The sequence below is a fragment of the Variovorax saccharolyticus genome (assembly GCF_030316765.1).
Taxonomy (GTDB): Bacteria; Pseudomonadota; Gammaproteobacteria; order Burkholderiales; family Burkholderiaceae_C; genus Variovorax; species Variovorax saccharolyticus.
On record NZ_JASZYT010000001.1, the window covers coordinates 164,806 to 182,444 of the forward strand.

General features: G+C 70.6%; 18 protein-coding genes. 11 read left to right on the forward strand and 7 right to left on the reverse strand.

Features of this window, described 5'->3' with window-relative positions; translation table 11 throughout:
• Positions 1-41: 41 nt before the first annotated feature.
• The 3 genes from QTI45_RS00840 (at position 42) to QTI45_RS00850 (ending at position 2,664) form a co-directional block, all read left to right on the forward strand.
• Positions 42-1,352 (forward strand): D-amino acid dehydrogenase, encoded by a 1,311-nt coding sequence (locus QTI45_RS00840; RefSeq protein WP_286653275.1) that lies wholly within the window; start codon positions 42-44, stop codon positions 1,350-1,352.
• Positions 1,353-1,441: 89 nt separating this feature from the next.
• Positions 1,442-1,819 carry a nuclear transport factor 2 family protein gene (locus QTI45_RS00845; protein WP_286371207.1) on the forward strand — a complete coding sequence of 126 codons (378 nt, stop codon included), beginning with the start codon at positions 1,442-1,444 and terminating at the stop codon, positions 1,817-1,819.
• Positions 1,820-1,878: 59 nt separating this feature from the next.
• Positions 1,879-2,664: a TOBE domain-containing protein gene (locus QTI45_RS00850; RefSeq protein ID WP_286371208.1), complete on the forward strand. Its 786-nt coding sequence runs from the start codon at positions 1,879-1,881 to the stop codon at positions 2,662-2,664.
• A gap of 7 nt (positions 2,665-2,671) precedes the next feature.
• Here QTI45_RS00850 and QTI45_RS00855 read toward each other — a convergent pair whose 3' ends face one another.
• The 3 genes from QTI45_RS00855 to QTI45_RS00865 all read right to left on the reverse strand — a co-directional run bounded on the left by QTI45_RS00855 (position 2,672) and on the right by QTI45_RS00865 (position 5,518).
• Complete coding sequence (locus QTI45_RS00855) at positions 2,672-2,998, reverse strand: thioredoxin family protein (protein WP_286371209.1); 327 nt, start codon at positions 2,996-2,998, stop codon at positions 2,672-2,674.
• 146 nt (positions 2,999-3,144) lie between these two features.
• Positions 3,145-4,314, reverse strand: a complete 1,170-nt coding sequence (locus QTI45_RS00860) for an ABC transporter substrate-binding protein (protein WP_286371210.1) — start codon at positions 4,312-4,314, stop codon at positions 3,145-3,147.
• 82 nt (positions 4,315-4,396) lie between these two features.
• Positions 4,397-5,518 (reverse strand): helix-turn-helix domain-containing protein, encoded by a 1,122-nt coding sequence (locus tag QTI45_RS00865; RefSeq protein WP_286371211.1) that lies wholly within the window; start codon positions 5,516-5,518, stop codon positions 4,397-4,399.
• A 182-nt stretch (positions 5,519-5,700) separates the two neighbouring features.
• Between QTI45_RS00865 and QTI45_RS00870 the strand changes: the two genes are divergently transcribed.
• Genes QTI45_RS00870 through QTI45_RS00900 form a run of 7 tightly spaced genes read left to right on the forward strand, consistent with a single transcriptional unit; the run spans position 5,701 to position 13,251 of the window.
• Positions 5,701-6,195, forward strand: a complete 495-nt coding sequence (locus QTI45_RS00870; protein ID WP_286653276.1) for a (2Fe-2S)-binding protein — start codon at positions 5,701-5,703, stop codon at positions 6,193-6,195.
• A 10-nt stretch (positions 6,196-6,205) separates the two neighbouring features.
• Positions 6,206-8,638: a xanthine dehydrogenase family protein molybdopterin-binding subunit gene (locus QTI45_RS00875; RefSeq protein ID WP_286371213.1), complete on the forward strand. Its 2,433-nt coding sequence runs from the start codon at positions 6,206-6,208 to the stop codon at positions 8,636-8,638.
• Positions 8,639-8,658: 20 nt separating this feature from the next.
• Positions 8,659-9,450 (forward strand): FAD binding domain-containing protein, encoded by a 792-nt coding sequence (locus tag QTI45_RS00880; RefSeq protein WP_286371214.1) that lies wholly within the window; start codon positions 8,659-8,661, stop codon positions 9,448-9,450.
• A 9-nt stretch (positions 9,451-9,459) separates the two neighbouring features.
• Positions 9,460-10,389, forward strand: coding sequence for an AAA family ATPase (locus tag QTI45_RS00885; RefSeq protein ID WP_286371215.1), 930 nt, complete (start codon positions 9,460-9,462; stop codon positions 10,387-10,389).
• Entirely contained in the window at positions 10,386-11,591 is a 1,206-nt protein-coding gene (locus QTI45_RS00890) for a vWA domain-containing protein (protein ID WP_286653277.1), read from the forward strand. The genes QTI45_RS00885 and QTI45_RS00890 overlap by 4 nt, the downstream gene beginning before the upstream one ends.
• A gap of 39 nt (positions 11,592-11,630) precedes the next feature.
• Positions 11,631-12,212, forward strand: a complete 582-nt coding sequence (locus QTI45_RS00895; RefSeq protein WP_286371217.1) for an SRPBCC family protein — start codon at positions 11,631-11,633, stop codon at positions 12,210-12,212.
• 37 nt (positions 12,213-12,249) lie between these two features.
• Positions 12,250-13,251, forward strand: coding sequence for an XdhC family protein (locus QTI45_RS00900; protein WP_286371218.1), 1,002 nt, complete (start codon positions 12,250-12,252; stop codon positions 13,249-13,251).
• Positions 13,252-13,264: 13 nt separating this feature from the next.
• On the opposite strand, the gene QTI45_RS00905 is transcribed toward QTI45_RS00900, so the two are convergent.
• The 4 genes from QTI45_RS00905 to QTI45_RS00920 form a co-directional block, all read right to left on the reverse strand.
• Entirely contained in the window at positions 13,265-13,492 is a 228-nt protein-coding gene (locus tag QTI45_RS00905) for a hypothetical protein (protein ID WP_286371219.1), read from the reverse strand.
• A gap of 78 nt (positions 13,493-13,570) precedes the next feature.
• The gene (locus QTI45_RS00910) at positions 13,571-15,187 is read right to left on the reverse strand and encodes an alkaline phosphatase family protein (RefSeq protein ID WP_286371220.1); all 1,617 of its coding nucleotides are present in this window, start codon (positions 15,185-15,187) and stop codon (positions 13,571-13,573) included.
• Positions 15,184-15,780 carry a YceI family protein gene (locus QTI45_RS00915; protein WP_286371221.1) on the reverse strand — a complete coding sequence of 199 codons (597 nt, stop codon included), beginning with the start codon at positions 15,778-15,780 and terminating at the stop codon, positions 15,184-15,186. Before QTI45_RS00915 ends, QTI45_RS00910 begins: the two co-directional genes overlap by 4 nt.
• Positions 15,777-16,577, reverse strand: a complete 801-nt coding sequence (locus QTI45_RS00920) for a CDP-alcohol phosphatidyltransferase family protein (RefSeq protein WP_286371222.1) — start codon at positions 16,575-16,577, stop codon at positions 15,777-15,779. The genes QTI45_RS00915 and QTI45_RS00920 overlap by 4 nt, the downstream gene beginning before the upstream one ends.
• A 71-nt stretch (positions 16,578-16,648) precedes the next feature.
• Between QTI45_RS00920 and QTI45_RS00925 the strand changes: the two genes are divergently transcribed.
• Complete coding sequence (locus tag QTI45_RS00925; RefSeq protein WP_286371223.1) at positions 16,649-17,623, forward strand: zinc-dependent alcohol dehydrogenase; 975 nt, start codon at positions 16,649-16,651, stop codon at positions 17,621-17,623.
• Positions 17,624-17,639: the final 16 nt, after the last annotated feature.

A 17,639-nucleotide genomic window follows, 5' to 3' on the forward strand; every position in this document is an offset into this window, starting at 1 on the left:
TCATAACATTGACTCCTTTCCTGCTTTCTTGGAGTTCCGCGATGAAAGTGATCGTTCTGGGTGGTGGCGTGATCGGCGTGACCACCGCGTACTACCTGGCGCGCAGCGGCGCCGAGGTGACCCTGATCGATCGCCAGGGCGGCCCGGCGCAGGAAACCAGCTTCGCCAATGCCGGCCAGGTGTCGCCCGGCTATTCGACGCCGTGGGCGGCGCCCGGCATCCCGCTCAAGGCCCTGAAGTGGATGTTCCAGAAGCACGCGCCGCTCGCGATCCGGCCGGACGGCTCGCTGTTCCAGCTGCGCTGGATGGCGCAGATGCTGAAGAACTGCTCGCCCGAGCGCTACGCCCTCAACAAGGAGCGGATGATGCGCGTCGCCGAGTACAGCCGCGACTGCCTGCGCGCGCTGCGCGCCGACACCGGCATCCAGTACGAGCAGCGCACGCAGGGCACGCTGCAGCTGTTCCGCACGCAGGCGCAGCTCGATGCGGTCCAGCGCGACCTCGCCGTGCTCGAGGAATGCGGCGTGCCCTACACGCTGCTCGACCGCAGCCGTCTGGCGAGCGTCGAGCCGGCGCTGGCCCGCACCGGCGACCTGCTGGCCGGCGGCCTGCACCTGCCGAACGACGAGACCGGCGACTGCAACCTGTTCACGCGCGGCCTGGCCGCGATCGCGCGCGGGCTGGGCGTCGACTTCCGCTTCCAGCAGTCCGTTGAAGGCCTGGTCACCGAAGGCGGCCGCATCACGGGTGTGCGCCTGGGCGGCGCCACCCCCGAGGTGCTCACCGCCGACCGCTACGTGCTGGCTTTCGGCAGCTACTCACGCGACTTCATCGCGCCGCTGGGGCTCGACATCCCGGTCTATCCGGTCAAGGGCTATTCGCTGACGGTGCCGCTGGTCGATCCCTCGCTGGCGCCGCAGTCGACGGTGCTCGACGAGACCTACAAGGTCGCGGTCACGCGCTTCAACGACCGCATCCGGGTCGGCGGCATGGCCGAACTCGGCGGCTACGACCTGCGCCTGAATCCGCGCCGGCGCGAGACGCTGGAGCGCGTCATCGGCGACCTGTTCCCGTGCGGCGACCTGCCGCGCGCGACCTTCTGGACCGGCCTCAGGCCGATGACGCCCGACAGCACGCCGATCGTCGGCCCCACCGCCTACGGCAACCTGTTCCTCAACACCGGCCACGGCACGCTCGGCTGGACCATGGCCTGCGGCTCGGGCAAGCTGGTGGCCGACCAGGTGATGGGGCGGCGCCCCGACATCCGCACCGATGGCTTGTCGGTCGACCGCTACGCCACGCCCGACCGCCTGCGGCCCGGCGCGCCCCGTCCGCTCGGCGCGGCGACTTGACCTCCGGGGTCATCGACCGGCGGCGGCTTCGCGGCGACCATGGATCCGGCCCGCGCTGTTGCGGGTCGTGACCAACCCGAGGATTCGCCATGAACACCGCCACTCCCGACGCCCTGCGCGTCGCCGAACACTACATCGCCGTCTGGAACGAAACCGATGCCGGGCGCCGGCTCGCGCTGCTCGAAACCCACTGGACCGACGACGCGCGCTATGTCGATCCGCTGGCGCAGGCCCATGGCCGCACGCAGATCAGCGCCCTGGTCGGCGGTGTGCAGCAGCGTTTTCCGGGCTTTCGCTTCGCGCTCAAGGGGCAGCCCGACGCGCACGGCGACCAGCTGCGCTTTTCGTGGACCCTGGGCCCGAGCGGCGCCGAGGATCTGATCGTGGGCACCGACTTCGCGCAGCTCGAGGCTGGCCGGCTGCGTTCGGTCACCGGCTTCCTGGACAAGGTGCCGGCCGGGGCTTGACGGCCACGGTCCACGCGCCGGCGCCGGCCTGCGCGCGGGGCCCCGGCACAATGCCGGCCATGGCGAAAGCAAAGGCATTGGCATCTCCCCGCTTCGGCGACGCGCTCGGCCACGGCATGAGCGACAAGCGCATCGACATCCTGCGCGGCATCGGCCGCACCGGCAGCATCTCGCAGGCCGCCCGCGACGCCGGCATCAGCTACAAGGCGGCCTGGCAGGCGGTCGCGACATTGACCAACCTGGCCGGGGTGCAACTGGTGGAACGCGCGGTCGGCGGCGCCGGCGGCGGCGGCGCCTCGCTGACGCCGCACGGGACGCAACTGCTCGAACTCGCGCAGACCCTGGACGCGGCCCGCCGCGCGGTGCAGCTGCAGGCCGGGGCCGCCGGCTCGCCAGGCGCCGGAGCCGGCACCGCGGTGGCCCGCCTGTCGATCCGCACCAGCATGCGCAACCAGTTGCCGGCCACGGTGGAGGCGGTCGAGGCCACCGGGCGAACCGTCCGGGTTCGCATGGCACTGGGCAGCACGCAGCGGATTTCGTCCCGCATCACGCTGGAGAGTGCCGAGCTGCTCGGGCTGGCCGGCGGCATGGAGGCGATCGCGCTGTGCAAGGCGACCGCGGTGCGGGTCGAGCGGGCCGCGACGGAGGGCCGCGCCAAGGGCAATCAACTGGCCGGCGTGGTGGCCGGCGTGGCCCGCGGCGAGGACGGCGACGAGATCTCGGTGGCGCTCGAAGGCGGCCTGCAGCTGGTCGGATTCGCCGCCAGCGGCAGCGGACTGCGCGTGCGCCAGCGCGTGACCGCGGTGGTCGACGAAGCGGCCGTGGTGGTGGCGCTGCCGGGCTGAGCCGCGCTCAGCCCGCGCTGCCGAGGCGGGCGAGTTCCTGCCGGATCGACGCCGCGCTGCCGGGCCTCACCAGCCGCCCGATCTCCTGGCCGTCGCGCATGAAGACCAATGTCGGCCACAGCTTGACCTTGAACGAACGGCCGAGCGCCCGCCCGCTGCCATCCTCGATCTTCAGATGCCTGAGCGAAGGAGCGTCGGCCAGCGCCTCGGCCAGCAGCGGCTGCGCCGCCTTGCAGAAGCCGCACCAGTCGGTGCCGAACTCGACCAGCGTGGAACCCGGTAGCGCATCGACCTCCGCGCGGGAAGGCCCGACAGTTTCATAGCTTGAATTCATCTGTCGATTCTGCTTGAGCCGCGCGGCCGGCGCAGCCAGGCCCGTTGGTGAAACACCGCGGAACTGGCTCTGCCAGGCCGCTGGTGTTGTCCCCGGCAGGGGGTGGGCGCCCGGACACGAAGTGCCGGGCAACCTGGGGGCGAGCGTTAGCTTATCAACCGCCCGTTCGAGCTGATGACGGCGACGTCCACGAACTGGTTCCCTTCGCGGTTGCCGCGGCCGTAGTTGATCTTCACGCCGCCAAGGTCGTAGGCCTCGATGTGCTCGAGCCCGGCGATCACGCCGGCACGCGTCGGCGAGGGGCCGGCGCGGCGCAGGCCTTCGACCAGCACGCAGGCATCCAGATAGCCTTCGAGGCTGGGCAGCGAGAACTCCTTGTTGCCGCTGGCCAGCATGTCGGCCTGGTAGCGCCGCACGATCTCGTACTTGGTCGCGAAGGGCGAGGGCACGACGATCGCGAAGCCCAGGCCATGCGCCAGTTCGCCCATGGCGCCGAGCGCGCTGGCCGTGATCGACAGGCCGTAGGCGCTGCTCTTGCCGCCGGCTTTGCGCAGCGCGCGCACGAAGGCCGGCGCGGTGCCGGCCAGGCCGATGATGACGATCTGCGGTGCGGCCGCGGCGATCTTCGCGGCCGCCGGATCGACTTCCATGCTGGTCGTGCCCGGGGTGCTCGCGATCACCGCCGGCTCGAGCTTGGCCTTGGTCAAGGCGGCCTTGAAGCCCGCCAGCAGCGACTGGCCGAGCGGATCTTCCGAATAGACGATGCCGATGCGCAACTGGCCCAGCACGGCCGCGGTGGCGATCAGGCGGTCGAGTTCCTGGTCGTAGTTGGCGCGCACCCAGAAGGCGTTCGGCGCTGCCTTCTTGCGCAGCGAGACGGTGCCGGTGTTCGGCCCGACCACGGCCATGCCCGGCACCGCATCGATGATCTCGGCCGTCTGCCGCGTGCCCAGCGGATGCAGCATGGCCAGCACCGAGCTGTCGGCGGCGAAGGCCAGGGCGTTCGACTTGGCGATGTCGGGCTTGAACTGGTCGTCGGCCATCACCAGCTCGAGCTTGGTGCCGTTGAGGCCGCCGGCCCGGTTCAGCGCGGCGAAGTAGGCCGACGAACCGGTGAACAGTCCGATGCCGTTGGCTTTCTCGACGCTGCTGTTGTCGAAGGAGGCGCCGATCCGGATCGTCCGGGCCTGGGCGAAGGCCGGCAGTCCGAAGCCGGCTGCGGCGCCGAGGCCGGCGACGCCGGCCAGTCGGGTGATGACCTGGCGCCGATTGGGTTTCGACGGCAGGGAAAAGCTATTGGCCTCGGATTCGCGCATGGTCAACGTCCAATCAAGCCGCCGGGGTCGGCGCGCTGGTTTTAACAGACGCTGACAATAGCAACAATTTGTAAAGAAGTCACTAGCGCGCTCCCCGAACCAGCTTTCGGTACACGGTTGCCCTGCTGATTCCGAGCGTCCGTGCGGCTTCTGCCACATTTCCGCGGGCATCGTCCACCGCCTTGCGGATCAGTGCCGACTCCAGATCGCGCAGCCGCGGCGGGCTGGCGGCTGCGGTCGAAGCGGGGCGTGAAGGCCGGGCCAGCCGGGGCCGGGCCTGCACCCGCAGCCCGGACCACAGCGGCACTTCGAGCACCGCATCGTCGCGCCGAGCGGCATCGAACAGCATCTGCGGCGGCAGCGCGAAGAGGTCGTTGCAGTGCAGTGCCGGCCGGTTGGCCAGCGGCTGGTGCAGCATGTGCCGCGCCGCCGCATTGGCGCCCGTGACGTTGCCGTCGGCGTCGATGCACAGCAGGCCTTCGGCGTCGGTTCCCGCGACGCTGCCCGGCCAGCCGATCTGCAGCAGCAGTTCGCACGGGTGACCCAGCACCAGGGCGTTCTCGATGCTGCGGGCCGACGAGGCCGCGAGATGGCGCAGCTCCGGCCGCTCGACCACCTGCACGCCGGTCAGGTCGAGCATGCCGATGCAGTCGCCCTGCGGGCCGAACAGCGGCGCGCCGGCGCAGCTGTAGATGCTGGTGTCGTCAAAGAAGTGTTCGCCGCGATGCAGCCAGACCGATTCGCGCTCGGCCAGCGCGGCGCCGATCGCGGTCGTGCCGACCGCGCGTTCCGACAGGTCGACGCCGATGCGCGCGATGTCGCGCGCATGCCGCGCGGCCGGGTCGCTGCCCGAGGGCAGGGCGCCGACATCCACCACGATGCCGTCGGCGTCGGTCAGGATCGCGAAGTAGCGGGTGTCGGCGATCGCCCGGGACAGCCGCTCGAGCACCGGCCGCGCCGCTGTGACGAGCGCGCGGTTGCGCTCGGTCGCCCGCCGCATGCCCTGGGCCGACACCGGATCGAAGCTGACGCGCTGCTGCGGCCGGTGTCCCGCCGCCAGGCAGCGCTGCCAGGAGCGCACCAGCCAGGGCTCGACGCGTGCGGCCAGCGGATCGGCGGCGCGCTCGCCGTCGATCCACTCGCGGCGCGCCTGCAAGATGGAGAGTGAGCGCTCGGGCAGGGGCGAGGCGGAGGGATGCGTCATCGTGTGGGACATCGGGCCTGAAGCGGCACCTGTTCGGACTTCGCCGGAAGGCGAGCTGTTTCATTTTGAGAATTTCAAGGGCAACGCGCAAGCGCCTAGGGTTTTGCCTAGGATGGTGCCCCCTACGCACGGCCAAGATTCAATCCGCCGATTCAGCCATCACCTATAACGGAGACAGCCACATGCAGGTTCCATTCACGGTCAACGGCCGCGAGGTCACGGTCGACGCACCCCCCAACACATTCCTGGTGCAAGCGATTCGCGAGCATCTTCACCTGACCGGAACCCATGTCGGCTGCGACACCGCGCAGTGCGGCGCCTGCACCGTCCACGTCAACGGCCGCGCGGTCAAGTCGTGCAACGTGCTGGTCGCGCAGGTGGCCGGCGCCGAGATCACCACCATCGAAGGCATCGCCCAGCCCGACGGCACCATGCATCCGATGCAGGCCGCGTTCAAGGAGTGCCACGGCCTGCAATGCGGCTTCTGCACGCCGGGCATGGTGATGAGCGCCATCGACCTGTGCAGCCACCATCCGAAGTCGAGCGAGACCGAGATCCGCGAACTGCTCGACGGCAACCTCTGCCGCTGCACCGGCTACCAGAACATCGTCAAGGCCGTCCAGATGGGTGGCGAGGCGATGTCCGCCGCGCCCGCCAAGACCACGGCCACCGTCTGAGGAGCACACCATGGGCGCACCCGACTTCGCAGGCCTGCCGCACATCGGCGAGGCTCTCAAGCGCAAGGAAGACTACCGCTTCCTGACTGGCGCCGGCCAGTACACCGACGACATCGACCTGGCCAACCAGACCCACTGCATCTTCGTGCGTTCGCCGCACGCGCATGCCACGATCAAGTCCGTCGACATCGCCGCGGCATCGAAGATGCCCGGCGTGGTCGGCATCTTCAGCGGCAAGGACATCGAGGGAAAGATGGGCGGTCTGCCTTGCGGCTGGCTGATCAACAACCCCGACGGCACCCCGATGAAGGAGCCGATGCACCCGATCCTCGCGATCAACAAGGTGCGCTATGTCGGCGACCACGTCGCGATGGTGGTGGCCGAGACGGTCGAGCAGGCCAAGAACGCGGCCGAGGCGGTGGTGGTCGACTACGACGTGCACCCCGCGCTGGTCAGCGTCGCCGATGCCGCGAAGAAGCAGAGCGGCGTCACGCTCCATGCCGAGGCGCCTGACAACCAGTGCTACAAGTGGGCGATCGGCGACAAGGCGGCGGTCGACGCCGCCTTCCAGAACGCGGCCCATGTCACCAAGCTCGACCTGGTCAACAACCGGCTGGTGCCGAACCCGATGGAGCCCCGGGTGGCGATCGGCAGCTACAGCCGCGCCAACGAGGAGTACGTGCTCTACGTGTCGAACCAGAACCCGCACGTCGAGCGGCTGCTCATGACCGCCTTCGTGCTCGGCCTGCCCGAGCACAAGGTGCGCGTGATCGCGCCCGATGTCGGTGGCGGCTTCGGCTCGAAGATCTACCTGTACGCCGAGGACGTCTGCCTGACCTGGGCCTCGAAGCAGCTCAACCGCAGCATCAAGTGGACCGGCGAGCGCTCCGAGTGCTTCCTGTCCGATGCCCATGGCCGCGACCACGTGAGCCACGCCGAGATGGCGATGGACGCGCAGGGCAAGTTCCTGGCGCTGCGCGTGCATACCGACGCCAACCTCGGTGCCTACCTGTCGACCTTCTCGACCGCGGTGCCGACCATCCTCTATGCGACCCTGCTCGCGGGCCAGTACACGACGCCGCAGATCTACGTCGAGGTCGACGCCTGGTTCACCAACACCGCGCCGGTCGACGCCTACCGCGGCGCCGGCCGGCCCGAGGCCACCTACCTGCTCGAGCGGCTGGTGTCGCGCTGCGCCTGGGAGATGAACCTGGGCCAGGACGAGATCCGCAAGCGCAACTTCATCACCGCCTTCCCCTACCAGACGCCGGTGGCGCTGCAGTACGACACGGGCGACTTCCACGCCTGCATGGACAAGTCCAAGCAGCTGGCCGACGTCGCCGGCTTCGCTGCCCGCAAGTCGGCCAGCGAGGCGCAGGGCAAGCTGCGCGGCATGGGCTACTCGAGCTACATCGAGGCCTGCGGCATCGCGCCGTCGAACATCGCGGGCGCGCTCGGCGCACGCGCCGGCCTGTTCGAATGCGGCGAGATCCGGGTCCATCCGACCGGCAGCGTGACCGTGTTCACGGGCTCCCACAGCCATGGCCAGGGCCACGAGACGACCTTCGCACAGGTGGTCGCGGCACGCCTGGGCATCGCGGTCGAGGCGGTCGACGTGGTCCACGGCGACACCGGCCGCGTGCCTTTCGGCATGGGCACCTACGGCTCGCGCTCGATCTCGGTGGGCGGCGCGGCGATCATGAAGGCACTCGACAAGATCGAGGCCAAGGCCAAGAAGATCGCGGCCCACCTGCTGGAAGCCAGCGACGCCGACATCGAGTTCGCCAACGGCGAGTTCACGGTCAAGGGCACCGACAAGAAGATCCCCTTCGGCCAGGTGGCGCTGACGGCCTACGTGCCGCACAACTACCCGCTCGACAAGCTCGAGCCCGGGCTCAACGAAACCGCCTTCTACGACCCGACCAACTTCACCTTCCCGGGCGGCACCTACATCTGCGAGGTCGAGATCGACAAGCAGACCGGCGAGGTCAGGGTCGACCGCTTCACCGCGGTCGACGACTTCGGCACCATCATCAACCCGATGATCGTCGAGGGCCAGGTGCATGGCGGGCTGGTGCAGGGCATCGGCCAGGCGCTGATGGAAAACTGCGTCTACGACAGCGAGGGCCAGCTGCTCACCGGCAGCTTCATGGACTACGCGATGCCGCGCGCCGAAGACTTCCCGATGTTCAAGCTCGACACGGTCTGCACGCCCTGCACCCACAACCCGCTGGGCACCAAGGGCTGCGGCGAGGCCGGCGCGATCGGTTCGCCGCCGGCCGTGATCAACGCCGTGCTCGACGCGCTGGCGCCGCTGGGCGTCAAGGACTTCGACATGCCCGCCTCGCCGCACCGCGTCTGGGAAGCGATGCAGAAAGGCAGCGCCAGCACGATCCCGCAGCCGTCCCTGGCCGCCAGCACCCAAGGCCGCCCGGCTCCCTGAACACCGAAGGAAAAAACACCATGTACGCCTTCACCCTCGAACGTCCCACCACCCTGGCCGATGCGGTCAAGCTGGCCGCTGCGGGCGCCAAGCCGCTGGCCGGCGGCCAGACCCTGCTGGCCTCGATGAAGCTGCGGCTGTCCGCGCCCGAGCAGCTCGCCGACCTCGCCGGCATCAAGGAGCTCACCGGCATCAGCAAGGCCGGCGATGCCTTCGTGATCGGCGCCATGTCGCGCCACCTCGAGGTCGCCAACAACGCCGAGATCAAGGCCGCCTACCCGGCGCTGGCCGACCTGGCCTCGCGCATCGGCGACCGCCAGGTGCGCGCCATGGGCACGCTGGGCGGATCGGTCGCCAACAACGACCCGGCCGCCTGCTATCCCAGCGCAGTGCTCGGCTCGGGCGCGACCATCGTCACGAACAAGCGCGAGATCGCGGCCGACGATTTCTTCCTGGGCCTCTTCACCACCGCGCTCGAGGACGGCGAGCTGATCAAGGCGATCCGCTTCCCCGTCCCGCAGCGCGCCGCCTACGTCAAGCTGCGGCAGAAGGCGTCGAACTTTCCGCTGGTCGGCGTGTTCCTCGCGCAGTACGCGAGCGGCGTGCGGGTGGCGATCACGGGCGCGGGCAACGGCGTGTTCCGGCACAAGGGGCTGGAGGACGCGCTGAACAAGGCCTTCACGCCCGAGTCCGCGGCCGGCGTCAAGATCGACGCCTCCGATCTCAACAGCGACCTGCATGCCTCGGCCGACTACCGGGCCAACCTGATCAGCGTGCTAACCCAGCGCGCGGTCGCCAAGGCCCTCGGCTAAGCTTTCGGGATGACCGACACCACGCCTGCCACGACCTCGCCTTTCTCCTCCATCGATGCGGTCGTGCAGGCGCTGCAAGGCGTCGGCTACTACGCCGATCGACGGCTTGCGACCGCGGTGTTCCTGGCCCTCAAGCTGCAGCGTCCGCTGCTGCTCGAGGGCGAGCCGGGGGTCGGCAAGACCGAGCTGGCGAAGGCGCTGTCGGCCGCGCTCGGTCGCGAGCTGCTGCGCCTGCAGTGCTACGACGGCCTCGAGCAGCGCGAGGCGCTCTACGAATGGAACTACGCGGCGCAGCTGCTGCACATGCGCGCCGCCGAGGCCCATGGCGCATCGAGCGACATCGAGTCCGAGGTCTACCAGCCGCGCTACCTGATCCGCCGGCCGCTGCTGCAGGCGCTGCAGGCGCCGCCGCCGGGCGCGGTGCTGCTGGTCGACGAGGTCGACAGGGCCGACGAGCCCTTCGAGGCCTTCCTGCTCGAATACCTCGGCGAGTACCAGGTCAGCATCCCCGAGCTCGGGACGGTGCGGGCGCTGGTGCCGCCGGTCACGCTGCTCACCAGCAACCGCACGCGCGAGCTCAACGACGCGGTCAAGCGGCGCTGCCTCTACCACTGGCTCGACTACCCGGAGCGCGAGCGCGAACTGGCCATCGTGCGCTCCCAGGTGCCCGAAGCCGGCGCAGTGCTGTCGCAGCAGGTCGCCGCCTTCGTCGGCCGGCTGCGCAGCGCGCCGTTCGCGAGCGCCTTCCAGCGCGCGCCGGGCATCGCGGAGAGCGTCGAATGGGCCAAGGCCCTGATCGCGCTCGACACCGTCGAACTCGACCCCGAGGTGGTGGTCGACACCGCCGGCATCCTGTTCAAGCAGCGCGACGATGTCGCTGCGCTGACGCACGAACTGGCCTCGGACCTGCTCAAGCCCGAGGAGGAGGCCGCGCCTTGACCGAGCGCGTGCAGCAGCTCGGCGATGCCCGTCGCGGCAAGCTGGCCGGCAACCTCGCGGGTTTCGGCCGGGCCTTGCGGCGCGCCGGCGTGCGCACCGACGCGATGCGCATCGGGCTGGCGGCCGAGGCCGCGATGCTGGTCGGCGTCGACAGCCGCATCGACCTGGCTGCGGCGATGGAGGCCGTGATGATCAGCCGCGAGGAAGACCGGCTGGTGTTCCGCGAGCTCTTCGACGCCTGGTTCCGCGACCCCGAGCTGGCCAACAAGCTGCTGGCCCAGATGCTGCCGAGCGCCGAAGGCAAGGCCGAGCCCTCCAAGCGCCGGCCGCGCGTGCGCGAGGCGCTGGCGGCCCCGCGCGATGCGGTGAAGCCGGCGCAGACCGAGCGCGAGATCGACTTCGATGCGGCGATGACCGCCAGCGACCGGCAGCGGGTCCACCACGCCGACTTCAACGCGCTCGGCGCCGCCGAGTACCGGCTGGTCGAGCGGCTGGCGCGCGACATCGCGCTGCCGGTGCCGACCTTGCCCTCGCGCCGGCTGCGGGTCGCCGGCGACGGCGCCGTGCATTCGCGCATGCACTGGCCCGGCGTGCTGCACGAGGCGGCGCGCACCGGCGGCGAGATGCTGCGGCTGCCAAAGCTCTCGCGCCGCCGCCAGCCGCTGCCGCTGCTGGTGCTGGTCGATGTCTCGGGGTCGATGGAGCGCTATGCGCGCCTGTTGCTGGCCTTCCTGCATGCATCGACCCGGCGTGCCGGCCGGCGCGACGTGTTCGCCTTCGGCACCCACCTGACCGACCTGACGCCGGCCTTCCGCATCGCCGACACCGACGCGATGCTGGCCGCGGCCAGTGCCGAGATCGACGATTTCGCCGGCGGCACGCGCCTGGGCGAGTCGCTGGCCCAGCTGCGCCGTCGCCATGCACGGCGCCTGACCGGCCGCCGCACGCTGGTCCTGGTGATCAGCGACGGACTCGACACCGGCGAGCCCGAGGCGCTGGAGGGCGAGCTGCTGTGGCTCAAGCGCCATTCGCGCCGATTGCTGTGGCTCAACCCGCTGCTGCGCTACGAGGGCTATGCGCCCCTGGCGCGCGGCGCGGCGGTGCTGCACCGCCATGCAGACGCGATGCTGGCGGTTCACAATCTCAGCGCACTCGAACAACTGGCCGCCAGCCTGGCGGCCCTGATGCGCGCCGGTCGATAGCGCCGCAACCCGATCCCAACGACCACAAGGAAACCCACCATGGAAATGCTCGGCAACCGCCGTCTCGGCGTCACGCAGCAACAGGCCTGGGACGCGCTCAACGATCCCGAGACGCTCAAGAAATGCATCCCCGGCTGCGACCGCTTCGAGCTCACCGGCGACAACCAGTACACGGTCGGGCTGGCGCTCAAGATCGGCCCGGTGTCGGCCAAGTTCGCCGGCAAGGTCACGCTGGCCGACATCCAGGCGCCCGACAGCTACAAGCTGTCCTTCGAGGGCCAGGGCGGCGTGGCGGGTTTCGCCAAGGGCGCGTCGAGCGTCTCGCTGAAGCCGGTGACCGACGGCGGCGAGGGCTGCGAGCTCGACTACACGGTACAGGCCCAGGTCGGCGGCAAGATCGCGCAGATGGGCCAGCGCCTGATCGACGGCGCCGCCAAGTCGACCGCCGACGATTTCTTCAAGCGCTTCGACGCCGAGATGCAGAGCCGCTACGGCCCGCCGCCCGAGGCCGCCGACGAAGCCGCGGCGCCGGTCGAAAAAACCGGCGCGGTCGCGGGCTTCATGCAGAAGCTGGGCATCGGGAAGAAGTCCGGTGCAGACTCCGACAAGGACGCCGACTGAACGCAGCGGCGCGAAAGAAACCGAAGACAGAAGCGATATGGAAAACCTCGACGTCATGGTGCTGCGCACCCTGCGCGACTGGCGGCTGGCCGGCCGCCGCGCGCTGCTCTCCACCGTGGTGCGCACCTGGGGCTCGTCGCCGCGCCCGGTCGGCTCGATCATGGCGCTGGCCGAGGATGGCGCGGTGGTCGGCTCGGTCTCCGGCGGCTGCATCGAGGACGACCTGATCGCGCGCTACAGCCGCGCCCACGGCGACGGCGCGATGCCGACCGGCGCGCCCGCATTGGTCAAGTACGGCATCACGGCCGACGAGGCGCATCGTTTCGGGCTGCCCTGCGGCGGCACGCTCGAGCTCTTGCTCGAATACGACCCCGATGCCCAAGCGCTGCAGACGCTGGTCGCGGCGCTCGAACAGGGGCGCCTGATGCAGCGCACGGTGAAGCTGGCGGACGGCGCGGTCGCGTTGGCCGAGGCCGCTTCGCCGGCCGAGCTGTCGGTCGACGACGACGAACTGGTCAACACCTTCGGCCCCGAGTACCGCATGCTGCTGATCGGCGCCGGCCAACTGGCCGAGTACCTGGCCACGATGGCCAAGTTCAGCGGCTTCGCGGTGACCTTGTGCGATCCGCGGACCGAGTACCACACGGCCTGGACCCTGCCGGGCGTGGCCATCACCACCGAGATGCCGGACGACGCGGTGACCGCCTTCAAGCCCGATCGCCGGACCTGCGTGGTGGCCCTCACGCACGACCCCAAGCTCGACGACCTGGCGCTGCTCGAGGCCCTGCAGAGCGAGGCCTTCTATGTCGGCGCGATCGGCTCGCGCCGCAATGCCGAGGCCCGGCGCGACCGCATGATCGAGCACTTCGAGCAGACCGAGCAATCGCTTGCGCGGCTGCGCGGCCCGATCGGCATCTACATCGGCAGCAAGACGCCGCCCGAGATCGCGGTCAGCGTGATGGCCGAGATCCTGGCCGTGAAGAATGCGGTGAGGCTGCCGCGCGAGGCCGCGGTGGCCGTGGCCAAGTCGGCGGCGTAGGCGCCGGCTGGGCTCAGCGCTCTCGCCGGCCGAGGAGTTCGGCGAGGAAGGTGGTGTTGCGGCCCATCGCCCGCTGCATCTCGCGCGATTCGCGTGCCTCCGTCCTGGCCATGGAGAACGCGAAGGCGCCGGCGATGAGCACGAAGCAGGCGATCGCCGCGATCAGCAGTCCGATCGGACCGGTCAGATACCAGGCCAGGGCGATGACCGCGAGATGGGTCAGGAGGAGGAGGGCGCGCATGCGCAAAAGGCTATCAGAGAAGGGTCGCCCGGCGCGTGAAATAGTTCCGGAATTCGCGCTGCTCCTCGCTCGCCCGTTTCACCGCGCCGCGAAGGCGGACAGCAGCAGGGGCGTGAGGGCCTGCATGCTCAGCGTCGAGGCCTGCATCGGCAACAGGCCCGGGCTGAAGCCGGCGGCCTGGAGGCGCGCCAGCAGCCGGACGTCGCTGCTGATGACGTGGACCGGCACGTCCCAGGAGGCGTTCGCACCGCTCACGGCAGCCCACGGCTGGTGGTCGCCGATCACGATGGTGAGCAGCTTCGGCGGCGCGGGGCCGGCGAGGTAGTCGCCCAGCCAGTGAAAGGTGTAGTCCAGCGATTCGACATAGGCGGGCACCGCTTCCAGCCACGAGACCGGCCGGGCCAGCGCCGCGCCCAGTTCGGCCGGGGTGTAGGCATCGGCGCGCAGCAGCCGCTGCCAGTCGGCCACGTAGGGCGGCAGCGGCCGGAACGGCGCATGGCTGGCCAGGGTCGGAAAGACCACCAGGCGCGGCGGCCGGCTGGCGGGCGGCGCGGCCAGCTCCTGGTCATGCAGCAGCGCCATCGACGCCTGGTCCGGCACGCGCCAGTGGCCGAAGGCGGCACCGCGGTAGCCGATGCCGTCGGCATCGGCATAGCGATCGAAGCCGTAGAAGCGGCCTTCGGGCCAGGGCTTCTGCAGCCCCGGCGCCCAGTTCACGGTGCGATAGCCGTGGTCCTTGAAATACCGCACCAGCGTCGGCCGCTCGCTGGCCAGCAGCAGGGCGTAGTCGCCCGGGTCCCGCGTATCGATGCCGCTCAGCAGCGCCGCGTGAGCCAGCCAGGACCCGCCGCCGTAGGTGGGCGAGCGCACCCGCATCGAGACCACCTGGCGCCCGCCTTCGTCCAGGGCCTGGGCCAGCCGCTGGCGCGCGGCGGCCAGCCCGGCCGCCTGCCGCGGATCGTCGAGCGCCGTTACGCCATAGGATTCGACGAACAGCAGCAGCACGTCGGCGCCGCCGAGGCCGTCGAGCGGCACGTCGAAGGCGGGGCCCGCCGTCAGCCGCGCGGCCGAGCGCCCCGGCGTCCACAGGCCCGCGAGCAGGCGGGCCTGGGCGGCGATGACCGGCGCAACGGGTGTGGAGAAGATCCGGCGCGCGTCGATGCCGCCCACCTCCGGCAGCGCGAATGCGGCGAGCAGGGCGGCACCGGCCAGGCCGATGGCCGGCAGCGGCCGCCGCCAGGCCAGAGTCCGCGCCAGGCTCGACCAGCAGCGGTGCGCGATCGCGTACAGCCCGGCCAGGACGGCCAGCACGGCGATCGCGCCCAGTGCGATCTGCCAGCCGGCGGCATTGCCCATCTTCAGCACCTCGAACAGGTGCCGTCCGTCCCAGTACAGGTTGATCTGGCGGCCGAAGACCGCCGAGGCGGCGACCTCGGCGAAGCGGGTGGCCACCCACAACGCCGTGAGCAGCGACAGCACGCGCAGCAGCCCCGCACCCGCGGTGCCGCGCACGCGGATCCAGAGTGCCAGCGCCAGCGTCGCCAGGCAGAGCTCGAAGGACAGGCGCAGGCCCGGCAGGATCCACCAGGTCGGGCGGAGGTTCTCCAGCGTCAGCAGCGCGTTGAGCAGCACGAAGGGCAGGCCGAAGCGCAGCAGCCAGCCGCGCCATCCGGGCCAGCGCGTCGCGGGTCTCACTTGCGCTGGGCCTCGAACTCGATCAGCAGCGGCACCTCGTCGCCGACCCATTCGTTGGCGACGCCGTAGTTCATGCCGTGGCTGCTGCGCTTGATCGTGCCGCGCGCCGAGACGCCCATGGTGTAGACCTTGTCGATCGGCGAGGGTCCGCTCTTGTTCCAGGTGGCGGTGAGCGTGAGCGGCTGCACCCGCCCCAGCAGTTCGAGCTGGCCGGGGATCTCGAAGCTGCGCTCGCCGGTGCGCCGGGCGCTGTCGGCCGTGAACACCATGCGCGGAAACTGCGCCGTGTTGAGGAAGTCCGCGCTCTTCAGGTGCCGGTCGCGCTGGGCGTAGTTGCTGAACACGCTCTGGGTGTCGACTTCGATGCGCACCTTGGTGAGCGCGCCGGTGGCTTCGTCGAACTGGTAGCTGCCGCGCGCGGCGCGGAACATGCCGAGCACCTTCGCGTAGCCCAGGTGGTCGACCATGAAGGCGACCGTGAGGTGGTTGGGGTCGAGCTCGTAGTGGGCCGCCTCGGCCGCCGCCGGCATCGCCCAGTTCGACAGGCACAGCAGCAGGGATGCGCCGGCGGCGCGGGTGCGGGAAAGCTTCATGGCGCAGGCTCCGGCCGCTTGCGGCGGTGGGTCGATGTCGCACGCCGGCGCTGGCAGGCCAGCCAGGCCAGGTCGGTGCCGAAGGAGACCGTCAGCGCGGCGAGACCGGCGGCGGCCATCGCGTCGCTCCACGGCCGCGTGACGATCGGGACCAGGCAGGCGATCAGGCTGGCGATCTGCACCACGCAGATCGACTTGCGCCGCTGGCTCGGCGGCAGCGGATGCGCCAGCCAGGGCACGAAGAACGCAAGCAGCACGAAGGCATAGCGCATCAGCCCCGCGGCCAGGATCCAGGCGCCGGCCTTGCCGAAGTGGATGACCAGCAGCGACAGCACCAGCACCAGCAGCGCGTCGGTCTCCATGTCGAAACGGGCGCCGAAGTCGCTCGCCAGGCCCTGGGTGCGCGCCAGCGGGCCGTCGAGAGCGTCCATCAGTGCCGCGGTGGCGGCGACCGCGATGACGATCCACGCCATGGCCACCGGATCGTCCAGGCGCTCGCCGACGCCGGCTGCGAGCAGAGCGACCAGCGCCAGCCGCGCCAGCGTCAAACGGTTCGCGCTGCCGAAGCGCGCGTGCGGTGCATGGGCCGGCAAGGCGCGCAGCAGCAGGACGAAGGCCAGCCCGAAGACGCCGAACGCGCGCACGGCGAACCACGGCCCGAAGCCGGCACCGGCCATCGCGCCGGCCGACATCAGGGCCATCCAGGCGAGGCAGGGGAGCGCACCGCGCCAGGCGTCGCGGCGCAACGCCACCGCCTGGGCGCTGGCCGAGGATCGAACGTCAGCGGAAGTCTGCAAGGGCATCGCCTTAAGATGGCTCTCCATCGGTTCGAACTTGGTTTCGCATGCCAGCATATCCCTCTCGCGCCATGTCCGTCGAATCCCGCGCCTGCTGGATCGAGGCGCCCGGCCGGGCCGCGATCCGCTTCGAGGCCGGCGCTTCGGCCGGGCCCGGCGAGGTCGAGGTCCGGGCCCTTCACAGCGCGGTCAGCCGCGGCACCGAATCGCTGGTGTTCCGCGGCGAGGTGCCGGAGAGCGAATTCGAGCGGATGCGCGCGCCTTTCCAGCAAGGCAACTTCCCCGGCCCGCTCAAGTACGGCTACGCGAGTGTCGGCGTGGTCGAGAAAGGCCCCGAGGCCTTGCGCGGCCGCGCCGTTTTTTGCCTGCATCCCCACCAGACCCGCTACGTGGTGCCGGCCGAGGCCGTGCATCCGTTGCCCGACGGCCTGCCGCCGGCACGCGCGGTGCTCGCCGCCAACATGGAGACCGCGGTGAACGCGCTCTGGGATGCGGCGCCGCGGCTGGGCGACCGCATCGCGGTGGTGGGCGGCGGCGTCGTCGGCCTGCTGGTGGCCTGGCTGGCGGCGCGCCTGCCGGGCTGCGAAGTCGAACTGGTCGACGTGCGGACTCAGCGCCAGGCGGTGGCCGAGCGGCTCGGGGTGGCGTTCGCGCAGCCCGGCGGCGCGAGTCCCGATGCCGACCTCGTGCTGCATGCGAGCGGCCAGCCCGAGGGCCTGGCCACGGCGCTGCGGCTGGCGGCCTTCGAAGCCGCCGTGATCGAGCTCAGCTGGTATGGCGGGCGGGTCGTGCCGCTGCCGCTCGGCGAGGCCTTTCATTCGCGGCGGCTGGTGCTGCGCAGTTCGCAGGTCGGCCAGGTTGCGGCGCCGCAGCGCAGCCGCTGGTCGCACCGCCGGCGCCTGGCGCTGGCCCTGTCGCTGCTGCGCGATCCGGTGCTCGACCTGCTGGTCACCGACAGCGCGCCCTTCGAGCAGTTGCCCGAGGTGCTGGCCCGCCTCGCCACCGGTGCGCCGGACACGCTGTGCCAGCGCATCGACTATCCCTGAAACCGGAACCGATTGG

What these genes read in the sequence shown, in the direction of transcription:
- QTI45_RS00900 (WP_286371218.1), top strand. Translation starts at nt 12,250, where the DNA reads ATGGAAAACCTCGACGTCATGGTGCTGCGCACCCTGCGCGACTGGCGG.
- QTI45_RS00870 (WP_286653276.1), top strand. Translation starts at nt 5,701, where the DNA reads ATGCAGGTTCCATTCACGGTCAACGGCCGCGAGGTCACGGTCGACGCA.
- QTI45_RS00905 (WP_286371219.1), bottom strand. Translation starts at nt 13,492, where the DNA reads ATGCGCGCCCTCCTCCTCCTGACCCATCTCGCGGTCATCGCCCTGGCC.
- QTI45_RS00855 (WP_286371209.1), bottom strand. Translation starts at nt 2,998, where the DNA reads ATGAATTCAAGCTATGAAACTGTCGGGCCTTCCCGCGCGGAGGTCGAT.
- QTI45_RS00885 (WP_286371215.1), top strand. Translation starts at nt 9,460, where the DNA reads ATGACCGACACCACGCCTGCCACGACCTCGCCTTTCTCCTCCATCGAT.
- QTI45_RS00875 (WP_286371213.1), top strand. Translation starts at nt 6,206, where the DNA reads ATGGGCGCACCCGACTTCGCAGGCCTGCCGCACATCGGCGAGGCTCTC.
- QTI45_RS00880 (WP_286371214.1), top strand. Translation starts at nt 8,659, where the DNA reads ATGTACGCCTTCACCCTCGAACGTCCCACCACCCTGGCCGATGCGGTC.
- QTI45_RS00840 (WP_286653275.1), top strand. Translation starts at nt 42, where the DNA reads ATGAAAGTGATCGTTCTGGGTGGTGGCGTGATCGGCGTGACCACCGCG.
- QTI45_RS00845 (WP_286371207.1), top strand. Translation starts at nt 1,442, where the DNA reads ATGAACACCGCCACTCCCGACGCCCTGCGCGTCGCCGAACACTACATC.
- QTI45_RS00895 (WP_286371217.1), top strand. Translation starts at nt 11,631, where the DNA reads ATGGAAATGCTCGGCAACCGCCGTCTCGGCGTCACGCAGCAACAGGCC.
- QTI45_RS00860 (WP_286371210.1), bottom strand. Translation starts at nt 4,314, where the DNA reads ATGCGCGAATCCGAGGCCAATAGCTTTTCCCTGCCGTCGAAACCCAAT.
- QTI45_RS00850 (WP_286371208.1), top strand. Translation starts at nt 1,879, where the DNA reads ATGGCGAAAGCAAAGGCATTGGCATCTCCCCGCTTCGGCGACGCGCTC.
- QTI45_RS00925 (WP_286371223.1), top strand. Translation starts at nt 16,649, where the DNA reads ATGTCCGTCGAATCCCGCGCCTGCTGGATCGAGGCGCCCGGCCGGGCC.
- QTI45_RS00865 (WP_286371211.1), bottom strand. Translation starts at nt 5,518, where the DNA reads ATGACGCATCCCTCCGCCTCGCCCCTGCCCGAGCGCTCACTCTCCATC.
- QTI45_RS00915 (WP_286371221.1), bottom strand. Translation starts at nt 15,780, where the DNA reads ATGAAGCTTTCCCGCACCCGCGCCGCCGGCGCATCCCTGCTGCTGTGC.